The organism is uncultured Marixanthomonas sp. (genome assembly GCF_963974425.1).
In the GTDB taxonomy this organism is placed as follows: domain Bacteria; phylum Bacteroidota; class Bacteroidia; order Flavobacteriales; family Flavobacteriaceae; genus Marixanthomonas.
On sequence record NZ_CAXBCK010000030.1, the window covers coordinates 1 to 23309 of the forward strand.

The window sequence follows — 23309 nt, forward strand, 5'->3', positions numbered from 1 at the left end:
AAAACAGAATCCCACTATTTTTGTGTTGGAATTAGGTGCCAACGATGGCTTACGAGGTGTGCCTTTATCTGAAACACGGTCTAATCTTCAAGAAATAATAAATACGGTACGAGAAAAAAGTCCAGAGACGAAAATTATCCTTGCCGGTATGCAATTACCTCCAAATATGGGACAAGAATATACACAGGAATTTAAACAGCTTTATGTAGACTTAGCTGAAAAAAATGATCTTGCGTTCATCCCTTTTATTTTAAAAGATGTTGGTGGGATTGCGACACTGAACCAAGCTGATGGCATTCATCCAACCGTTGAAGGACATCAAATAGTTGCGAATACAGTATGGGAGACCTTAAAACCGATGGTTAAAAGCTAAAAACAGCTCTATAACGCCATCAGTTAGCGTACCGCTTTGGAAGTTTGGTAGCGATTTACGAATACGGTGTCTTCGATAGACTCCTCCTACGTCGGAGCACTCAGAGACCTGAATTAGGTGATTGAGTGAATTTGTATCGAAAACACTTAGCAAAAATCAATTAACTCTCTAGCTGATATAGTTCTAAAAAAAAAGCTTCCACTACTTCTTCAAAATAGTCTACTGGAATTCGGTGTCCTAGTTGAAAGCGGATGTCGAGATGATATTTGGGACTACTAGAGAACGAGGAGTTTTTTAAAAACGCTACTGTACTATTTGGGGCAATTACCTCATCTTTTCCACCCACAACTATATATTTAAAGTTCAAGGAAGCAGCGATATTTTGAGGTACTTCTTGTTCTACTGAACGATAAGCAAGAGCCGGGTTGAATAACAAAGCGGGTTGGTTTAGCACATCAGAAACATAATATGCGGCAAACCCACCCATGCTGCTACCGATTACTACATCGATTTCTGGATCGTGGTCTGTATAAGTTGTGAGTAACTGTTCAATAGTGTTTGGGCTATGGCGATACGCTATCGAAGGAGCATAGACGGTTCCATATTCTTCTAAAATAGTACGTTTTTCTGCACTTAAGCTGCCATCGAGGCCGTGGAGGTAGAGTATATGCATAGGGGTTGGTTTAAAATAGAATTACATTGGAAACTTTCAAAATGCACAAGGTGTAAAAGCACCAAAAACATCAAAGATTTATAAAAATAAGTTGATTTTTCTCAAACATTCTTTCCCTTATGATGCTCTTAACTAGAAATGTTACCATAGGGGATAGTTGTTAAATATAACACTTTCTTCAAATGATTTTATTTTAAACATAGCAAATTAAAGCACTTGCACGAAACGTGTTTAGATAGGGGGGAGTTATTCAGCCAAATGCAAATAAAGGACTGTAAAAGAAAATATTGTTTAAGTTTTTCCTTTTGAATATGAAGTTATGTCGCGTGTTTCTACACAGATAGTAGAAGCACAGGCATACCGATATTATTTCAAAGCACTATACTTAATCTTGGATTAAACAGTAAATAGGTATGTGTAAAAAAAGATAGAAGAGTTAAATTAAGTTAGATCTTATTTTAGTTAATAAGCCTCGTGCAAATTAACGTACACTTGCTTTTTTATTCTGAGGAATAGAGTACAGAGACTAAAATAAAACACCTTAAAACTTCAATAACTTCTGTATAAGAGTACTACAGTTGTAACTGTCAAAATTGATAAAAATACAGGAACTTGAAAATATAGAAAAGTATAGTTGAGACACTATAAAACCTCAAACTAATATAATTAATTGTATTATATTTAACGAATTATCATTAATTCTCCAAACCTCATAATGCAATTTAATTTAACGTTTTTTACCTGCTTCATTATGCTGTTTAGTAACGGCTCTAGTTATACACAAATTTTTAAAGCTAATACCAATGATACAATTTCCTTACAGGATAGAGTAAAAGAAAATCAAAAGTTGATGTTGACGGACTTAGAAGGAGCTAAAGTTGATATGGAAGAGCTTTTAAAAGAAGCGCTTCGTGTAAAAGATACCAAAGCCGAAATACTTTTACTTGCAAATACTTGCAGGTATTATTTTCAGAAAGAAGATGCTTTTGGATTGGTGAAAGCTTCGGATATTCTCTATCAAAAAGCAAAAGAATATGATGAAACTCGTATGCAGTCCATATCTAAAATGTATTTAGCAGAATCATTAAAGTTTAATAGTTTATATGAAGATGCCTTAATAGAATTGGAAAATGCACTGCAACTACTTGAAGGTGAAGATGGACAAGATGTGAAGATTATAAATACTAAATCTAATATTTATATCAGTTTTGCTAATACTTATTCTCAATTAAACCAGCCACGTATTGCAGTAAAAATGATGAAGCGGGGTGGTGAGGAGTTTAATAAAGTTCCAGAAGGGGACTATCGCAATTACTTAAATTACTTATACCATTCTAATCTTGGTATTTATTACATGGGCTATAATCAAGATTCCTCTGCCTATCATGCTCGGAAATCAATTTCATTGCAACCTAAAGGTTTAGAACAGAATGATGTAATTATGTTGCGCAATTACCTTTCATTAGGTAAAGTTTATGCACAAAAAAAAGAATATGATAAAGCCACTGAATTTCTTAACAAGTCTGAGGCATTAGCAATAGAAATTGGGGAGAATGTCAACCTCAAAGAAACCTATAGCACACTTATTGAGGTTGCTGTTGAAAAAGGAGATGATGCGCTTTTAAAAAAGTATAGGGGTAGACTTCAATCTTTAAAACTTGAACAAATTGAAGCTAAAAACAAATCCTTACATCAAATTATTGAGAAAAGAAAGTTGAAACAAAGTGAAATTGATAACCAGAATAAGAAGGCTTTTTCAAAATGGATTCTCATTATTATTGGAATATCGATGGTGATTATAGTACTTGCAATCATACTGTATAGAAATAAAATACATGCCAAATACGAACAATTAAGTAAGGACTATTTAGAAGATAATGAAATTGTTGAAGAGGATAAACTAGCTATTTATAATGAAGTTATAGAATTGGTTAAAAAGGATGACCCTGCTTTTATGGTAAGTTTTAATGATGCATTTCCTCATTTCACAAATAATTTATTAAAAATAAACCATAACCTCGCAAAAGGAGAGGTTGAATTTTGTGCGCTTTTAAAATTGAACCTTACCACTAAACAAATAGCCCAATATAAAGTACTTCAACCACGAACTGTTCAGAATAAAAAATATCAGATTAGAAAAAAATTAAATATTCCTAATAATATCGATATTTATAATTGGATTCACGGAATCTAAATGCATACCCATTCCTGCCTTTTAATTTTATTTACTAAAAAAATACAATCTTACATGTATGAAGGTAAGTTTGATTAGCACTACAAAGTAAGACAAGAATTTTTAGTCTTTACTCTGATGTTTTCTAGTAGCTTTATTTGCTTTTTTCTAGTTAACCCTGCCTTTTATCTACACATATCATCACTGGTTTTTCAATTCTTTTTTAATTGATACTCAATCAACCTCATTATTTGATTTTAAGGTTTTGTGCTTATAATCAATAGTTTATATCTTTTTGAGACGGCTTTAAAAGTTAAAAACTAAGAACAAAGTACCTTTTGAGTATGTGGTTTTTTGGTGTAAAAGATCAATCCGTTTATAATTGTCAACTCTATTTTTTTTAGAGCAACTCTTATAACTAACTAAAAAGGAACTTATGAAAAAAAAGTACAAAATTCCATTATTATTTTTTGGAATATTAATATCAATTAGCGTACATAGTCAACAACCAAATACATTAGATGCTAGGATTTACACTCCTTACCCGCAAACAGCAGGTACACCTTCCTCTACTATTAATTTTGAAGATACACATATAGGAATTAATAAAAAATCAACTGGTTCACATCAATCTATTACCCATACAAAACAAACTAATACTGTTTATTGTGAACCTGCTTTTAGTAGCTGTTCAGATTATATAGAAAAAGTCATTTTTTCAGGGATTAATAATGATAGTGAATGTGAAATAGGATTACGTGATTATACAGATCAAGTAGGTCTTGTAAAAACTGGAGATACTTATACAATTTCGGTTAGAACTCATGCACTTTCGTCACAATATGTATTTGCTTATATAGATTGGAATCAAAACGGGGTATTAGATGATGCTGGAGAAATTTATACCATTGCGGCATCTGTTCATCACAACGGTCCCCATACTAAAGAAATAGAAATACCTCAAGATGCTATACTTGGCGAAACCAGAATGCGAGTTATTATGCAATGGAACAATCCCAATCCAGACCCTTGTATTGTGTATAGTAGTGGAGAAGCTGAGGATTATACCTTACAGGTGGTAGACGAAATTCCTATTTTACCAGAAGATTGCTCGCAGTTGGTCCCTGCAAGCCAAAACGGGAATGGTCATTTTTTTATGGGCGAAACCAATCAAAAATTAGCGGTTGATATTGATATACTAGCAGAAAGTAGTTTTGAAGTACAAAGCTTAAAAATTCAAACGTTAGGTCAAGCTACAACATTCGATCTTGTTTTTTATGCCAATGAGAATGGCGTACCTGGATCTTCACTTATAACTCTTACAGATGTTGCCATTATAGAAGAAGACTTTATTGGCCAAGGAAGTATGTATGATCATTATGTTTATACTTTGGATCTGTCATCAGAAAATGTACTATTTGAAGGTGAATTATCGGGAAAAAAATTCTGGATGGAAGTACTATCTGATGCTACTGGCTGGAATAATACAACCTTTTCAACACTTGGTAATTTTGGATATTTTTTTAATGACAATTCAAATCAATGGCGTCCTACAGAGGTTGAATATGTTTATGAATTAATAGGAACTTGTCTAGGAGATCAAATTCAAGATTTGCCTAACAATGCCTGTTCAAGTGCTTTGCCAATTGTTTGTGGTGATAACGTGTTAGGCACTACAGTGGGTGCTGATGATTTTGGAGGAAATTCGTCACCGGATGTATTTTATAGTTATACTGGCACTGGACAGCCTGAGAATATTTCTCTCTCTTTATGTAATGGAACAGCGTATGATACCCAAATTAGAGTTTTTTCAGATTGTTCCTTATCTAATGAAATTGCTTCCAATAATAATTTTTGTTATGCTCGATCTGTAGTCGACTTCATTTCAGATGGTACATCTACTTATTACATAATGATAGAAGGAGGCGGTAGTAATGACTTAGGAGATTTTACATTATATTCAAGTTGTTCAGAAATTACATTTGAAAACGAAGAGCCTTCTCAAGCTCTTCCATTGGTTTGTGGTGATAGGGTACTGGGTAATACAGTTACTGTAAGTAATACCGCCGGGAATCCTTCTGGAGATGTGTTTTATAGCTATACAGGTAATGGTGTTGAAGAAGATATAACCGTTTCGCTTTGCAGTATATTTACTGGTTATGATACCGAAATTAGAGTGTATGATTCTATAGAGCTTACAAATGAAGTTGCGTTTGTAGATGATAGTTGTGGTCTTTTCTCTCAGTTAACTTTTTATTCGGATGGCGTAAAAACCTATTATATTATGATAGAGGGCTCTGATAGTGATGAGGGGAATTTTGGTCTCTCTTTAAGCTGTTGGGATTATACACCTTATTGCAGTCCATTAAACTTTGTTTACGTTGAACCCATTACAAATGTTGAAATAGCAGGTATCTCTCATAGAAGTAATGTAGCTACTACCTCCCCTCCCCATGAAGTTTTTACTGATATCATAGGAACTATGAATCAAGGTGATACCTATGATATCACATTAGAAGGTTTTACTGGATCTGATGGAGCCTGGGAAAATTTCTTTACTGTTTTTATTGATTGGAATCAAAATGATGTATTTACTGATTCAGGTGAAATGTTCGAAATTGGATCCATATTTAACTCCACAGGTACTGATGGCAAACAGTTACTAGGAACTATTACTGTGCCTATAGATGCCCTTTTAGGATCAACAGTTATGAGGGTGCTTAAAGGATATAATGAATCTCCAACAGATCCTTGTGCTAACTATGGTTATGGTCAAGTAGAAGATTATTCAATTAATGTAATGGCTGAATTAAGTACTGTAGATTATAAAAACCATACTATTAGTTATTACCCAAACCCTGTTAAGGATATATTGAATATAGAGAGTGATATGCAGTTCTCTAAAGTTACAATCTATGATATCTCCGGAAAGGTGGTATATAATGCTATGCAAAAAACAAATAAAATTCAAAAGGATTTATCCTTCTTATCTAGTGGAATTTATTTAGCCAAAGTGATATCAGATCAAGAAGTACATACGATTAAAATTACTAAAGAGTAAAACTAACTAACCTTAAACCATATAATTTTTATGAAACTTTTTTATTTAATTTTTGCACTAGCATTACCTTTCTTAGGTTTTGGACAACAAACACAGTGCGAGATAGATTATTCTGGAAATAACTTTGAAAATGCAGAATTTGGCTTACATGTAAAATATATTGCCAATGATTTTGACATTGCAGAAGGAACAACAATGACTATAGAAAAAATAATTCCTACTATCGTTAACAATATTGCAACAGCAGATATTTTTATTTATGAAGACAACAATGGGCAACCCGGAAATATTGTAACAACTTTTAATAATGTGGTCCCTTCTTCGCAAACACAAGTAAGTAGTAATTTTAACCTTCCTTGGTATGAAGTAGAATTAGATTTTCCCACACCCTTAACTTTAGTTGGTGCTACTGGAGGTTCGAAATATTGGGTAGGCCTTATTGTAGCTTTTGGAACCGATGCATCTAGTAATTTTTGGGAAGTAAAGTCAAATGGTTCTACGGACGTGATGCACACATCACTGGATCAAGGCGTAACTTGGACGCCTAGTTCATCTGGATTTGACGGTGTTTTCCAGCTAATTGGAGTATGTGAGGCGGCAGTTGCAACGGAGCCTTGTGAAATTGTAGAAGGTGGTAACAATTTTGAAAATGCAGAACTTGGCTTAACTTACAAGTATATAGCAAATGACTTTGATATTGAAGAAGGGGCTATTATTCAGGTATCTAAAATTATTCCAAACATCGTTTATAATATTGATGTAGCGGATATTTTTATATATGAAGATAATAATGGACAACCTGGAACTCTTGTAACCTCTTATACTGATGTTACACCACTATCTCAAACTGAAGTAAGTACAAAATATGGTTATTCGTGGTATGAAGTTGAATTAGAACTTCCTAGTCCCGTATCTCTAGAAGGACAAGCAGGAGGGTCAAAATATTGGATCGGTCTAACTACCACGATGGGGACGGATAATCAGGCTAATAATTATTGGGAGATAAAATCTACTGGAACAACAGCAGCCATTCATTCATCAACCGATCAAGGTGCTACCTGGAGTCCTAATCCCTCAGGAGCTGATGGAGTATTTAAGATTTTGGGAGCTTGTAACGTCGTAGTTGATCCACCAGAACCATGTGAAATAGTGGAAGAAGGAAATAACTTTGAGAATGCAGAATTAGGCTTGAATGACAAGTATATGGCCAATGATTTTGACATTGCAGAAGGTGCCAGTATAGAGATTTCTAAAATAATTCCGAATATCGTTTATAACATTGATGTAGCCGATATTTTTATTTATGAAGATAACAATGGTAAACCGGGAAATCTTATTACATCTTTTGATGATGTTGTACCAACATCACAAACAATAGTAAGTAATAATTTTAACTATCCTTGGTACGAAGTAGAGTTAGACCTACCTACTACAGTAACCTTAGAAGGTGCCGCAGGCGGATCAAAATTTTGGCTTGGTCTTTTTGTTACGATGGGAACAGATAACGTAGGGTTTAATTTTTGGGAAATAAAATCTAACGGAACAACCGCTCCCACTCATTTATCGGTAGATGAAGGTGTTACTTGGACTCCAAATGTTTCAGGTTCTGATGGTGTTTTTCAGATTATAGGAAATTGTAGTGGTGATATTACAATTGTAGATGAGTATTGCGAGGTAGCAGTAAATAGTCAAGTTACACCCATTACTAACGTTTCATTTGCTGATATACAAAACACTACTTCAGCAGATATTACTGCCCCAGCCCATGAATACTATTTAAATTTCGAGGGAAATGTTACTCAGAATAATGAATATGAAATTTCTTTAGAAGGAAATACAAATGGAGATTTTAGTGATTATTATACAGCATTTATCGACTGGAATCAAAACGGAATTTTGGATGATGTAGGGGAAGTATATGAAATAGGCACTATTACAAACTCAACAGGTAGTGATGGTCAAGTTTTAACGGGTACTATTTCGGTGCCTTTCCATGCTATTACTGGCAATACACGTGTGAGAATAAATAAAGTTCAAGGAGCATATTCATTAGATCCCTGTGCTTCCATTGAGATTGGACAAATAGAGGATTATACACTCGTTGTTCATGAATTTCAGGATACTTATTGTGAAGTGCCAGTAAGTATTACTGTAGAACCTATTACCAAGGTTTTGTTCGCAGGTATTGATAACACAACCTCAGCAGATATATCATCTCCAGCCCATGAATATTTTTTAAATATGGAAGGAAATGTAGAACAGGGCTTTGCATATACACTAACAGTAGAAGGAAATACTAACGGAACGGAAAGCCAGTATTTTACAGCCTTTATAGATTGGAATCAAAACGGCGTTTTGGATGATGCAGGTGAAATTTACGAAATTGGCACCATTACTAATTCTACAGGTGAAGATGGTCAACAGGCAATAAGAACTATCGATGTTCCATTTGAAGCGCCAATAGGAATTACGAGAGTTAGAATTATTAAATGGCACCTTGATTACCCTATAGATCCATGTCTTGCAATTGCTTTCGGACAGGCTGAAGATTACGTATTAAATGTTTCTGAGTACGAGAATCCATATTGCGAAATTAGTATTTCAGACACTGTAACGCCTATTACAAATGTTACATTTGCAGGTATCGCTAATTTATCATCTGCTGCAACTACTTCTTCAGCTCAAGAAATGTTTATTGAGATTGACGGCACTGTAGAACAAGGGAATGAGTACATTATTAAATTAGAAGGATTTACTAATGGCGATACTACAAATTACTATACCGCTTTTTTCGATTGGAATCAAAATGGAGTATTAGATGATGCCGGTGAAGTATATGAGCTTGGCACCATTACAAACTCTACAGGTACAGATGGAGTAGAATTAGTTAAAAGAATTCAAGTAGATACAGATGCATTATTAGGTGAAACCCGTATGAAATTAATTGCGAGTGCAAATGATTATCCCCTAGCCCCTTGTGGGGAGTATACTTTCGGGCAATCAGAGGATTATACAATTAATGTTTTTGAATATTGTCTGCCCGATATTTCTCTTAAAGCACCAACAACCCGAGTGATATTTGCAGATATAGATAATAGTTCTCCTTCAGACCCGTTTACTGCTCCTGCTTATGAATCTTTTTTAGATATAGAAGCGAATGTACTTACAGGCGAAACGTATGATATAACCGTTCAAGGAAACCCAATATGGGACCTTTGTTTTGCAGCTTTTATTGACTGGAATCAAAACGGAATTCTAGATGATGCAGGAGAAGTATATCAAATAGATTGTGTAGATTCAATACCAGGAGGAGATGAAGGACAATTAGCCTTTGGAACTATTGAAGTACCAGAAACTGCAGTAGTAGGTACAACAAGAATGAGAATTATTAGCAGAGCAGATGGTGCCCCATTAGAAGCTTGTGGTACATATTATTACGGTCAGGCTGAGGATTATACAGTTATTGTACGGAATACTCCGCTTCCTGTTTGTGAAATAGCGTGTCCTGAAGACATTACTGCTGAAATTCCGATGGGACAAACCAGTACGGCAATAGATTATGAGGTTTCATTTAGCTGTGATAACTCAGATGGAGTAGTTTTAGAATTAGTTGAAGGTTTGCCTTCTGGTTCAGAATTTCCTGTAGGAGTGACAAATGTAGTCTATAATCTTGAACATGAAGGTGAAGTTATTAATACGTGCGAATTTACTATAACTGTAGAAGGTGTATTAATTACAGATAGTTTTAACGAAAACGCTTTTGCCATTTACCCTAATCCAGCTAATAATAATTTAAATATTATATCTTATAACTCACCTATTACTAGGGCGATAGTGTATGATATACGTGGTAGAAAAATATTAGAAAAACAATTAAATAAGCAAAATAATGGGATAATCGATGTCTCTAAACTGGATAGTGCTTTATACTTTGTTTCAATATATACAGCAGATGGTTTTGTGACTAAAAGATTTTTAAGAGAGTAATTTGAGTTGTAGTAGTTTTTTTAATAAGCCCACGCTAGTTAGCGTGGGCTTATGTTTTAGAGTAAAGTTAGAGGCCAAATGAGTCAATGAACATACAATTTCCATTATGTTTAAAGTTACCTATTATTGCAGGGTAATTGTTTATAAAAATAAAACCTTATGAACATTTTGTTTACAAGGTTTTCGCATTGACTTGGTAGTCGAAAAGTGAAGCCTTTAGAGATTAGCTGCTACAGGTGCTATAAATAAAAGGGGTGAAAACCCTTTTACTGGGGCTCCCTGAAAAGGTAAATTTTCAAAGTTTATAATTTTTTTTAAAAACTATAAAAATCAAAATCAAAAAACTCTTACAAAATAACATTAAAAACCCGCCATATAGTACCATCTTATTAGTTGCGATGTCTTTTTTTTCTTTTTCTCCAAGGTGCATTTTTTTGCCAGTCACCTGCCATAATGCATCCATAGGGCAATATTTCATCTAAGACTGTTCCTAAATTATATGTTTCCATTTGTGCACGAACAGTGGAAGCAGGTTTATAGGCACTTGGTAATTCGGAAATGTCAATCTCTTTAGAGAAAAAGCGAATGTCTAAGCCTTCAGTTTCTTCTTTAAAAATGTCAAGATTGCTTCTTTCAGCTAAATTGCGTTTATGCTGAGTACGACTCATGTTGCGACCTGCGCCATGAGGGGCAAAACCTAAATTGTTTTTTGTTGTATTTCCTTCAACAATCAATACTGGTTCAGACATATTCAATGGTATTAATCGAGGCCCGGTAATATCTGGCATAAACTTAGCATCTAATGGAGTAGCACCTTTTGCGTGGTAGAAAATATCACCATCTTTAAATACAAAATTATGCTCATTCCAAAATCGGTTCTCAATGTTGATATTCAACTTTTCAGCAACTCCTTCGTGAATTAACTTGTGGTTGAGTTTTGTCCACTTACGGATTGTTTGTAAGGCACTCCAATAATCTTGACCTTCTTCAGTATCAAACGGGATCCAAGCATTTTGTTTTAAAGTATTAGAAGATAGCAATTTTCGAAATCGTTCTGCTATATTCATACCCTTTGAATACAATCTAGCTCCAGGCCCTCTTGAACCGTGATGGGTTATCATCATAGTATTTCCAGTTTTGGCTGATTTTCCAACAAATAGAAAATGATTGCCATCACCTTGCGTTCCTAAATGTTCACGAGCTATTGAAATTGATTTATTATCAAATAAAAATTCATTACTCTTAAATTCCTCAAAGAGTTCTTCTGTCAAATTAAATTGCTGACCTCGAGGTCTTCCGCCTGGACCAAAATGTGTGCTTTTATGTGCAGCATCTAAGACGTCTTTAGGGTTAGCCGTACCAAAATCTGTCAACATAACTGAGCAACAAATATCTGCACTATGCATCCCTGGGTGAATGGCATTTTTAGTAGCAACAACACCTCCTACCGGAATTGTGCCCAAAGGTCCAGCAGGACAGGCATCGGGCATCACAGCACCGCCTATAACTGTAGGTGTTTTCATTACTTCATCCATGGTGGATCTCACTTTTGAGATATTTTCCTCCTCAAGTTCATTTTCGGCCATAATATTTAAACTGTAAGGTGCGGGTGTTTCTAAAAGCCCTACAGGTTCTGGAAGTCTAAATTGTTCTAAATAAGTTTCAATTTCTTCTTTAGAAAGCTCGTTGTCATTAATGTGATCAATAGCTTTTCGATACCATTTTGCCGGCGGAAATCCCATAGCTTTAATGTCGTGTCCTGTAATTTTAGTTTTCATATCTTTACTTTTTATCATTAAGCTCCGCTACCTCCTCGTGTAGCGGAGCACTACTTAAAAAAAGGGTGATACCTAAATGTCCCTTTTTTCCATTAACAATACAAATATTTGATTATAACTGCGCAATCTTTTTGCGTAGTTTAATTTTTCTTTTATTTTTCTCGAAAATTTACCAATGGCTATAACTAAAAATGCACTTATACGCTACAAAACCATAGATAAATGTCTGCAAAATAGATATCGTAAATGGGCTTTAAAAGATTTAATGCAAGCCTGTAGTGATGCTTTATATGAATTTGAGGGGCGTGATATAAATGTGAGCAAGCGGACAATACAATTAGACATACAATTGTTGCGTAGCGATAAATTAGGATATAGTGCTCCTATAGAGGTATATGACCGAAAATATTATCGATATAGTGACTTCAATTATACCATTACAGATATTCCTCTAACGGAAAACGACATGAATGTCCTTACTGAAACAATGAACATGCTCAAACAATTTCAGGACTTTTCATTATTACAGGAGTTTAAAGGAATCATTAATAAATTGGAGGATAAAATTTTTACCGAGAAAAATAATAAGCCTGCAATTATTCATTTGGACAAAAACACAGACCTAAAAGGGTTAGAGCTGCTAGATGAACTCTATCAAGCCATTTTAAAGAAAGTTGTTTTAAAGATCATGTATCAATCCTTCAAGGCTCAGTGTCCTTCTGAGATTATTTTTCATCCTCATTTGTTAAAAGAATTTAATAATCGTTGGTTTTTAGTAGGTAGAAAAACGGAGAGTAGCAGAGTTCTAACGTTTGCTCTGGATAGAATCCTGGGGGTGGATTATGACTTTGAAACAGAATACATACCTATAGGTTTTAATGCCGATTCTTATTATGAAAACACGATAGGCGTTACTGTTTTTGATCAGCAAAAACCTCAAGAATTAATTTTCAAAGTAGATAAAAAAAACGCCCCATATATTGTAACAAAACCATTCCATACTACACAAGAACTTGTTAAGGAACATCCCGATGGCAGCATAACTTTTAGTATTGAGGTGCACCATAACTATGAGTTGGAGCGCTTACTTCTTGGGTTTGGTGAAAGTCTGGAAGTATTAGCCCCTCGATTGCTCAGGAGAAATGTAAAACGAAAACTGGAAAAGGCGGCAGGATTATATTATAAGGAAAAACCTTTAAAAATATAAAAATGCATTTATAATGAAGATTTAATTTTTGCAAATTCCTGTTCTAAGAATTGTAATTTTTCTTCTATCCCGTCTTGAAAGTCGGGAATACGGTGGTAAAAAACATAGCGAATACGCCATAACTCCTTAATTTTTTTTAAGGGAATTGCGATTTCCTCAACATTCTTATGGTCTGCTCTTAGTACCATTTCTTGACTAGTGATGTATAGCCTTCGTAAGATTAGCTGATTTTCAAATAAGACCAAAACTAAAATTCCATTGTTTAACTTTTTAAAGACTTTATTAGGAACGTACTCTCCTATAACTACATCTTTAGGAAAAAGACCTTTGTCATTTTTGCTCATCTCTAAATTTTCAACGGTATAGCCTCTAAATGTTTTTTCCGGATTGATAGGGAGTTGCAAGCATGGCATTGTATTGACAAATGGATTTTTATCATAAAAGGCAATATAGTCTTGGCTGTTTTTTTGAGTAATACAAGGGACGCTTGCAAGTACCTCCTTATTGAGGTCTTTATGATTTGTAGTTAGATTTCCCTTAAACTTTAAAAGTTTATTGACCGTTAATTCTTTTGTTAGCAAATCATCTATGGGGATGCTAAAATAATTAGCAATTTTAATTATGGTTTCAATTTTTGGCTCACTACGACCTTCTTCGTAAGCCCCTAGTGTACCACGCTTTAAGTCAAATAGTTCAGCAAAAGATTGCTGACTCAACGTTTTTACACTTCTTATTTTTCGAATGTTTTTACCAAAAAAAGACATGAATTTGCTAATTTAATTTGCAATTTAAAATAATAATTGTATCTTCGTCTAACAATATTAGCAAAAAGGAATGAATTTAGCTAATTTATTGAGCAATTGCTTTTCTTTTTAACGATACCATTCTGTAATATTTTAAAACTCACTGTTATGACTGTATTAATTTCTTGCATTTTGTTAATCTCGATTACTTTTTTGTAGTCTTGAATTTTTTTTATTCGTATTATTAACCTCTTTAAAAATTTTAAATTAAACTGAAACACAACATTATGAAAAGCCATTTCAACATTACGAGGGACTTTTTACTCGAACTTAATTTCAATATAACCCAAGAGAATATAGAGGATGGAGTTCTTGTAGTTCAAAAAGAAAACTCAGGAATAAGAAACTTAATTTTAGGTGTAGCTCCTCCTATTTTGATTGTAGAACAGTTTATTTTTAAGATTAACAATCAATCTGAAAAGGTTTTTAAAAGTCTACTGCAAAAGAATCGAGATATTATACACGGTGCTTTTGTTCTGGATGAAACAGGTGAAAAAGTAATTTTTAGGGATACTTTACAAATTGAAAATCTAGATATGAACGAACTGGAAGGTAGCCTAAACTCATTAAGCTTGCTTATGAGCGAATACTCAGAACAGATCATTGAATTCTCTAAATACTAAAACTCAACATTATGAATATATTTAAGCGATTATTTAAAATAGGTCAGGCTGAAACCAATTCGGCTATTGATAACATGGAAGATCCAATTAAAATGACCGAACAAGGGATCCGTGATATGAAACAAGATCTGGACAAAAGTCTAGAAGCATTGGCGCAAGTTAAAGCATTGGCAATTCGTGCCAAAAATGAACAGGATGAACACCAAAACAAAGCCGATGAATATCAAAATAAGGCAATTACTATTCTAAAAAAAGGGCATAGTAAGGAAATTGAAGCTTCAGAGGCAGATCGATTAGCTAAAGAAGCCTTACTTCAAAAAGAAAAAGCAGAGCAGCAAGTACTGCGAGCTAAAGAGGAATCTGAGAAGTTTGACAACAATGTAGCGCAATTACAAAAGAACGTTCAGAGTATTAAAATAAACATTGGTAATTGGGAAAATGAACTGAAAACACTTAAAGCACGTGTAAAAGTAAGCAATGCTACTAAAAACTTGAACAAACAAATGGCAGAGCTTGACAGCACTGGTACAGTTTCTATGTTAGAGCGCATGAAAGAAAAAGTAGCACAGGAAGAGGCACTTGCTGAAGCTTATGGAGATATTGCAAATGCGTCAAAATCTGTTGATGAAGAGATTGATAAAGCTGCAGATACTTCAAAGGCAAAAGCTGATGACGAACTGGCTAGATTAAAAGACCAATTAGGATTAAACAATACAAACTCTAAAGACGCATAACGGTGACAAACCTTTTGAATATACTCTTTTCTGAAGTCAATATGGTCTTGACCATCCTACTTATTTTATTGATTATCTATTGGATTATCACTATGATAGGAGGGTTGGATTTTGATTTCGATTTTGATGTAGAGGTAGACATGGACGTGGATGCCGATATAGATATAGATTCTGGTATTGAAGGGGGGAGCATGGATTTTGAGGACATCTCAAATGCTGAGGTAAATCAAGAAGATGTGGTTGGTAAACGGCGTAAACCCTTAAAATGGTGGCAGGTTTTGCTAATCTATTTCAACTTTGTGGGACTGCCCTTTATGTTCACCTTTACCTTTTGGATTTTTATTTGGTGGTTCATAACAGTTTTAACAACAGCCATTACTTTTACATATGATAATTTTATTGGGTTTGTGATTATGTTATTGGCATTTTTTCCAGCCTTATTTATTAATAAAATTGTTACCAACCCTTTTAAAGGCTTCTTTAAGAATTTAAACAAAGATGGAGATGCGCCTATTGATTATCTGGGGCGCAAAGGAACATTACTTTCTTCAATCTCTGAGGATAAAATGGGAAATGCTGAAATTAAAGTAGACGGGAATACAATGTCTGTCTATGTGAAATCCTTGACAGGTGAACCCTTACCCTACGGAAGTAGTATACTCATAATCAAACGGTCCTCAGACCATAATTATTTTTTAGTACAAACATATAACGATTAAACACCCAAACATTTATGGAATCAATTTTACCAATTATTGGCATTGGAATAGGTATTTTACTGTTCCTTATTATAGTATACTTTGCGATTATTGCGATGTTTTACAAAAAAGTCGCTCAAGGTCAAGCTCTTATCCGAACTGGTTTTGGCGGAACTAAAGTAGCAACCGACAAAGGATTATATGTAGTTCCTGTTTTTCACAAGGTGGAAATTATGGACGTTTCGGTCAAAAAAATTCAGATTGAACGCCTCGCTCACGAAGGGCTTATCTGTAAGGATAATATGAGAGCAGATATCAAAGTTGCCTTTTTTGTTCGTGTAAACAACGATATAGAATACATAAAAAAAGTAGCTCAAACTATTGGTGTAAATCGGGCATCGCGAATTGAAACCTTAGAAGATCTTTTTGAGGCGAAATTTTCCGAAGCTTTAAAAACCGTTGGTAAAAAATTCGATTTTATAGAATTATATGAAGCTCGTCGTGAATTTCGTGACGAGATTGTAAATATTATCGGGACAGACCTTAATGGATATACATTAGAGGATTGTGCGATTGATTTCTTAGAACAAACAGCCGTTACAGCTTTAAAAGCAGATAATATCCTGGATGCGGAAGGGATTAAGAAAATTACCGAGTTGACTGCTGTACAAAATGTAAAAGCCAATTTAATCAAGCGAGATGAAGAAAAGACCATCCGTAAACAAGATGTGGAAGCTCGGGAGGCTATTTTGGAATTAGATAAGCAGTTAGCTGAAAAAGAAGAGCAACAAAAACGAGAGATTGCAAATATAACGGCTCGGGAAGAAGCTGAAACATTAAAGGTTTCTGAAGAAGAACGCTTAAAATCTGAAACAGCACGTATTGCAACATTAGAAAAAGTGAAAGTTGCCGAAGAAAACATGGAGCGTCAAATAATCGTTGCGTTCAAGAACAAGCAACGTACTGATGCCGTAGAGACCGAACGAGTTGAAAAAGACCGTTTATTAGAAGCCACAGAGCGAGAGCGAGTGGTTACTTTAGCTCAAATTGAAAAAGAAAAGGTAGTTGAAGTAGAGAAGAAGAATATTCAAGATGTAATTCGTGACCGAGTAACACTTGAAAAAGGAGTGGTTGAAGAGCAGGAAAATATGAAGGACATTGAAGCCTTTAAAACTGCAGACCGTGAGAAACAGGTGAAAATCACTATTGCTGAAGCTTCTGCTCAAGAAGATCTTATTAAGACTATTAAAGCTGCCGAAGCACAAAAAGAAGCGGCCAAACAAAAAGCCGAAGAAATTAATATTGAAGCACTAGCACATAAAGAAGCTAGTGAGAAACAAGCTGAAGCCCGTAAGATATTGGCTGAAGCACAAGCTAAAGAAGAAGCAACTGTAGGTCTGTCTGAAGCACAAGTAATGCACGCAAAAGCAGATGCTAACGAACGTCAAGGGATTGTAGAGGCATCTATTATCGAGAAAAAAGCAAAAGCTGAAGCAGAAGGGATTCAAGCCAAAGCTGAAGCAAAACGTAAAGATGGTCTTGCCGAAGCAGATGTGATTAAAGAGAAAGCACTTGCTGATGCTGCCGGAATTGAAGAGAAAGCCAATGCAATGAAGAAACTAGACGGTGTAGGAAAAGAACACGAAGAGTTTAAATTGAGATTGGATAAAGAATTACAAGTAGATTTGGCACACATCAATATTCAAAAGGATATTGCAGATGCGCAGGCCCAAGTTATCGGAGATGCATTAAAAGCTGCTAAGATTGATATTGTAGGTGGAGAAACTATGTTCTTCGACCAGATAATCGGACAGATTACAAAGGCCAAAGGATATGACCGACTCGTTGAAAACAGTACCAATGTTCAAGATGTTAAAAATGCCATTTTAGGCAGCGAAGACGTAAAAGGAAACTTGTTAGAAAAAGTTCGAGAGTTTGCGGATAAATACGGAATCTCTTCCGAAGATATCAAAAACCTGACCATCGCAAACCTCTTGTCGAGTTTAAGACAGAAGTCTGATGATACTGAAGAGCATACCATGTTGACCAATTTGACTAACCTTGCAAAAGGATTGGGTATCTCCAATAGCAAATTGAAATAAGACCCCTGTTGCGGAAGTCACCCTCCTAAAAAACAGGAAAGGTGACTTTCAAAACTATCTATCGTACGGGTATAAATTCTCGTATAAAAAAATTGTTACTCTTTTTTAATAAATTGGCACTATAGCGAACATTAAGCAACTAAAATTTTCATCGTTTGGAAAAACGACTTGCCATGGCAGAACAACTTTCAGAAGATAAAAAAAATAAAAACCAATCCTTGGATGGTGGTACTTATGAGATCATCCAGAACCGTTTACAAAAACAAAAAACCGAGCTGCAGGACCGCTTACAAAAACTTAATGCAGATAGAAAGGATATTTTTGGTTCACTAGAAACCAAATTAATTGCGAACGACCGCATCAATACTGAAAACAATTGTATTGCACAAGACATCGTTTCTTTAGACAACATCTGTTTGTTTGGATATAATGTGCATTTTGGTTTACGAACAGAGATAACTTTGTCTGATGTGTTTAGTGTCTATGAGTTTAAAGACAATCGATTTGAACCAAAGCCGTTAGACTTGCTGGATAATGAAACCTTTAAAACTGATTTCACCAATCTATATAAATACTACCGGAACACCATTTTCTCCAAGTTCGCCATTATTGGTAACTATTTACATATGGTTTTTCAACTCAGTGAAAGTGTTACTGATATTAAGACTTTTAAGTGGCTCATTAAAGAAAACAATTTAGAGTACATAGATAATCGGAGTGACCACGAATATAAATTTCCAGCACAACATGAATTTAAGTGGTTAGATGTAACTAGAGATATGCACCGGTATGGCGTTCATTCACATGTTTCTATTCTTGATCGTATTTTTGTAGAAACCATTAGTGGTGACTTAACAATTAAAATTGAAGACAATACCGAAGATGGAAAAGGAATCCTTTCAGAACCAGTTGAACATGTAGACCAAACCTTGGACGATGGTCAATACCGTTATGCAGATTTAGGCAATTTAATAGTCTTAGAAATTAAACCTTTTCAGGAGTCATCAAGGTATTTTGTGTACAACCACAAACTTCAAGAAGTTCAAAAAATTGAAAGCATTAAGGATGCTTGTGTTTTGTTGCCAGATGATCAGGGAATCATATTTCCAACAGGATATTATTTGCAAACAGGAGAGTATAACATTTTTGATAATGCGATTTCCAATGTCAAGTTTGAGCAAAAGATCGCATCGCCCAATGGGGAAGATTATCTGTATATATTTTATTCGGCACATGAAGGCTTATATAACTTAATGTCTTATAATGTAATAACCCAAAAAATAAATACCCCAATTATCTGTAATGGTTTTACAGTCTTAGAAAACGGGGAGTTGTGTTATTTTAAGACAGAAGCAGAGCAGACAAAGCATCATATTATCCAGATTTGGCAAACTCCATTTTTAAAAGGAGACTTTATGCCTTCACAGCATGAAGATACGCTATTATATAAAATTGGGAATAAGGATGTTGTAAAAGCCATGGCCGAGGTCAATGGACTAATTAACCTATTGAACAAAGAGGATAATTACGATGGACTTTACAACGATATTTCCAAATTTTCCAAAGATATCCTCGATGCATATTATTGGCTCCCTGAAAAAGAAACACAAGAATTAAACCAGCCGCTACAGCAAATTAACAAAACGGCCAATGCAGCGATTGATGAGTTTCAGAAAGTAATACAACTTAAAAGAAATGCTGCCAAACAGACCGAGGAAGTTCGAGAAAAAGCAGAGGCACTGTTTAGTAAGATAAAAAGCACTTCGTTTAAGTCTATTAACGATTTTGTCTATTTATTGACACAGTTACGTACCTTACGAGGCGAAGTTATTTCACTTAAAGATGTTCGGTATGTGAATATTGAATTCACCAATAAGTTAGAAGAGGAAATAGCTTTACAAACTCAGAAAATATCCGAGCGCTGTGTCCAATTTCTATTACATGAAAAAGCACTACAGCCATATCATGATGCTATTGCAGAAAAACAGAACACTTTAGGTAAAGTAAGCAAGGTTATTGAAGCCCGAAAACTGGAAGATGAAATCAACCAAATTGCGGCAGACCTTGAGTTGTTAATTGATATTGTTTCCAATCTAGATATAGAGGACACGGCACATTCTACAGAGATTATTGATGCTATTTCACTTATTTTCGCAACCATTAATCAATTAAAAGCGGCACTCAAAAACAAGAAGAAATCTCTTGGTAGTGAAGAAGCACACGCTGACTTTGCTGCACAGTTAAAATTGATTGATCAAAGTATTATCAATTATCTTGATATTGCAGTAACACCTGAAAAGTGTGACGAATTTCAGACCAAAATATCCATTCAATTAGAAGAACTAGAAGGTAAATTCTCAGACTTTGAAGAATTTATTTCCTCGATTATCGAAAAACGGGAAGAAGTTTATGCTGCTTTTGAATCTCGTAAAAACTCTTTGATTGAGAAACGAAATAAAAAAGCCTTGGCATTTCAAAATGCTTCCGAACGAATTTTGAAAGGAGTCCAGAAGAAAGCTGAAAGTTTTAACACATCTGCCGAAATCAACGGTTATTTTGCTTCAGATCTTATGATCAACAAGGTTCGAGATATTGTTAAGCAATTAAAGGAATTAGACGATAGTGGTAAAGCTGAAGAAATTGAAACCAGCTTAAAGACCGCTAGAGAAGATGCTTTAAGAAAACTAAAGGATAAGCAAGACCTTTACGAAGACGGTGATACTATTATCCGTTTAGGAAATCATAAATTTGGAGTTAATAAGCAACCGTTAGATTTGACGATTGTTTTTAAAAATGGTTCTTTAAATTATCATTTAACGGGTACCGATTTTTATCAAGAACTCACCGATAAAACTTTATTACAATCCCGTCATTTATGGGATCAGGAGTTTGTTTCCGAAACAAGTGAAATTTATCGTTCTGCTTACCTTGCATACAAATTGTTTAAAAAATTACCCAAAGACCAGATGAAACAAGCTTCAGCCGAAGCCTTGCTTAAAATGGTACAGGAAGAAAGCCGCAGTGATTATTCCGAAGGATATATTAAAGGGGTTCATGATGTAGATGCTACTAAAATATTGCATGTATTAGTTGTAAAACATCATGAATTAGGATTGTTGGGCTGTCGTCCAGAAACACGTGCTTATGCTCAATATTTTTGGAATAGCCTTCCAAACGAAACCCGCGAAGATTTAGATCAAACAATCAAAGCTTCAGGTGAGGTCTTACAAATTTTCCCCGATACTCAAGAGTACGAGTTTATAATCGAGAAATTGAGTACTCATATTTCAGCATTTTCTTCGGAAACAGAATTATTCGATGCTATATTGAGTGAAGATATTGCAGCTTATATTTTTGATGAATTGCAGAGTGATTCAGAATTTGTTCGCAGCAACGTGGCTGTAGATCTTAAAGAAGCGTTTTTGAAAGCGCTTAAAAAACAAAATGCCGACATAAAATTTAAGAGTAGTTTTGAAGCAATTTCTAGTTTTGAAGGAAAAGTGCGGTTGATTAAACAATGGGTTTCTGCTTTTGTTAATAGTAGGGTTTCTTCAGATAAAGAGATACAGACACCATCAAAAAGACGTTATATTGATGAGGTAGTGTGTTGTATATTATTTGAGGACGAATCAGTTTCCAAAGTAAATGCCATTTCACCTTCTGAAACTATTACGGGATTAAATGGAGATCATCCATCGATTAATAAAGGAGTGTTTCACTTTAATTATCATGATTTTACCTCAAAGTTAAACGTATTTGCTTCTGAAGATGTACCAGCCTACAATACCTTTCGAAAAGCTAAACAAGATGTGACCGAGCAATTAAAAGAGGATTTGAGACTTGAAGAGTTTAAGCCCCGAGTCCTTACTTCGTTTGTACGAAATAAATTGATAGACCAAGTATATTTTCCATTATTTGGAGACAATCTTGCTAAGCAATTGGGCACAGTGGGCGATACAAAAAGAACAGACCGAATGGGTTTGTTGTTACTTATTTCGCCACCGGGGTATGGGAAGACTACCTTAATGGAATACATTGCTAATCGGTTGGGGTTAGTTTTTGTGAAGATAAACGGACCTGCAATTGGCCACGATGTAACCTCGATTGATCCAACCTCTGCCACTAACTCTGCAGCGCGTGAAGAACTGAAAAAGTTAAATATTGCTTTTGAAATGGGGAGTAATGTTATGCTGTATCTAGATGATATTCAGCATTGTAGCCCAGAGTTTTTGCAAAAATTCATTTCATTATCTGATGGTACTCGAAAGATAGAAGGAGTATACAATGGTAAATCTAAAACATATGATTTGCGTGGAAAGAAATTCTGTGTGATTATGGCTGGAAACCCATATACGGAGAGTGGGGAGAAATTTAGGATTCCTGATATGCTGGCTAATCGTGCAGATATATACAACTTAGGAGATATCATTGGGGATACTGAGCATTTATTTAAACTGAGTTTAATTGAAAACTCATTGACTGCCAATCCTATGCTTCATCAATTGAGTAGCACTCATTTTGAAGATGTCTATACCTTAATCGATCGGGTAGAAAATAACACTCAAGATATTCAGTTAAAGGGAAATCATAGTACGCAAGAAGTTCAGGATTATATAAATGTACTTGAAAAGGTTATTGCCATACGCAATACCGTGTTGAAAGTGAATGCTACTTATATAAAAAGCGCTGCGATGGAAGATGAATACCGAACTGAACCTGCTTTTAAGTTACAGGGTTCGTATCGGGACATGAACAAGCTAGTTGCTAAGGTAGTGCCTATTATGAACGATGCAGAACTAGATACGCTTTTGCTTTCACATTATGAGAGTGAGTCACAAACGCTAACATCGGCTGCCGAAGCAAATTTACTAAAATACAGAGAGCTTATAAACAGTTTGGACGAAAGTCAACAACAACGTTGGTCGAGTATAAAGGAGACCTTTGTAAAGAATAATAAGCTTAACGGGTTTAGTAACAAAAACGAAATGGCGCAAGTCTTGTCACAGATGATGGAGTTTACTGATAATTTGGAAGGAATTCGAGAAGTACTTGAAAAAGGGTTAAAAAAAGATTGACATTATCTAACTGTGTTTAAAA

Annotated in this window: 13 protein-coding genes; 10 read left to right on the forward strand and 3 right to left on the reverse strand. The window is 34.8% G+C overall.

Going from position 1 to position 23309, the window contains the following annotated elements; all coding sequences use genetic code 11:
- A partial coding sequence (locus AACZ92_RS09965; protein WP_339700559.1) for a GDSL-type esterase/lipase family protein occupies positions 1–373 on the forward strand: 373 nt, incomplete at its 5' end.
- 160 nt (positions 374–533) lie between these two features.
- On the opposite strand, the gene AACZ92_RS09970 is transcribed toward AACZ92_RS09965, so the two are convergent.
- Positions 534–1046 carry a YqiA/YcfP family alpha/beta fold hydrolase gene (locus AACZ92_RS09970; protein WP_339700562.1) on the reverse strand — a complete coding sequence of 171 codons (513 nt, stop codon included), beginning with the start codon at positions 1044–1046 and terminating at the stop codon, positions 534–536.
- A gap of 751 nt (positions 1047–1797) precedes the next feature.
- On the opposite strand from AACZ92_RS09970, the gene AACZ92_RS09975 reads away from it, so the two are divergent.
- The 3 genes from AACZ92_RS09975 to AACZ92_RS09985 all read left to right on the forward strand — a co-directional run bounded on the left by AACZ92_RS09975 (position 1798) and on the right by AACZ92_RS09985 (position 10267).
- Positions 1798–3240, forward strand: a complete 1443-nt coding sequence (locus AACZ92_RS09975) for a hypothetical protein (RefSeq protein WP_339700565.1) — start codon at positions 1798–1800, stop codon at positions 3238–3240.
- A gap of 415 nt (positions 3241–3655) precedes the next feature.
- Positions 3656–6280, forward strand: coding sequence for a GEVED domain-containing protein (locus AACZ92_RS09980; RefSeq protein ID WP_339700568.1), 2625 nt, complete (start codon positions 3656–3658; stop codon positions 6278–6280).
- Positions 6281–6310: 30 nt separating this feature from the next.
- Complete coding sequence (locus AACZ92_RS09985) at positions 6311–10267, forward strand: GEVED domain-containing protein (RefSeq protein WP_339700571.1); 3957 nt, start codon at positions 6311–6313, stop codon at positions 10265–10267.
- Between the two features lie 389 nt (positions 10268–10656).
- Here AACZ92_RS09985 and AACZ92_RS09990 read toward each other — a convergent pair whose 3' ends face one another.
- Positions 10657–12045 carry an RtcB family protein gene (locus AACZ92_RS09990; RefSeq protein WP_339700574.1) on the reverse strand — a complete coding sequence of 463 codons (1389 nt, stop codon included), beginning with the start codon at positions 12043–12045 and terminating at the stop codon, positions 10657–10659.
- A 175-nt stretch (positions 12046–12220) separates the two neighbouring features.
- Here AACZ92_RS09990 and AACZ92_RS09995 point away from each other — a divergent pair, with 175 nt between their 5' ends.
- Positions 12221–13252, forward strand: a complete 1032-nt coding sequence (locus AACZ92_RS09995) for a WYL domain-containing protein (RefSeq protein ID WP_339700577.1) — start codon at positions 12221–12223, stop codon at positions 13250–13252.
- Between the two features lie 8 nt (positions 13253–13260).
- Here AACZ92_RS09995 and AACZ92_RS10000 read toward each other — a convergent pair whose 3' ends face one another.
- The gene (locus tag AACZ92_RS10000) at positions 13261–14016 is read right to left on the reverse strand and encodes a helix-turn-helix transcriptional regulator (RefSeq protein WP_339700580.1); all 756 of its coding nucleotides are present in this window, start codon (positions 14014–14016) and stop codon (positions 13261–13263) included.
- Positions 14017–14282: 266 nt separating this feature from the next.
- On the opposite strand from AACZ92_RS10000, the gene AACZ92_RS10005 reads away from it, so the two are divergent.
- From AACZ92_RS10005 to AACZ92_RS10025, 5 genes are all read left to right on the forward strand, one after another.
- Positions 14283–14678 carry a molecular chaperone Tir gene (locus tag AACZ92_RS10005; RefSeq protein ID WP_339700583.1) on the forward strand — a complete coding sequence of 132 codons (396 nt, stop codon included), beginning with the start codon at positions 14283–14285 and terminating at the stop codon, positions 14676–14678.
- An 11-nt stretch (positions 14679–14689) separates the two neighbouring features.
- Positions 14690–15412 carry a PspA/IM30 family protein gene (locus AACZ92_RS10010; RefSeq protein ID WP_339700586.1) on the forward strand — a complete coding sequence of 241 codons (723 nt, stop codon included), beginning with the start codon at positions 14690–14692 and terminating at the stop codon, positions 15410–15412.
- 41 nt (positions 15413–15453) lie between these two features.
- A complete protein-coding gene (locus AACZ92_RS10015) occupies positions 15454–16131 on the forward strand; it encodes a hypothetical protein (protein ID WP_339700639.1) in 678 nt (225 codons plus the stop codon).
- Between the two features lie 14 nt (positions 16132–16145).
- Positions 16146–18212 carry a flotillin family protein gene (locus AACZ92_RS10020; RefSeq protein ID WP_339700589.1) on the forward strand — a complete coding sequence of 689 codons (2067 nt, stop codon included), beginning with the start codon at positions 16146–16148 and terminating at the stop codon, positions 18210–18212.
- 173 nt (positions 18213–18385) lie between these two features.
- Positions 18386–23287 carry a DNA repair ATPase gene (locus tag AACZ92_RS10025; RefSeq protein WP_339700642.1) on the forward strand — a complete coding sequence of 1634 codons (4902 nt, stop codon included), beginning with the start codon at positions 18386–18388 and terminating at the stop codon, positions 23285–23287.
- Positions 23288–23309 lie beyond the last annotated feature (22 nt).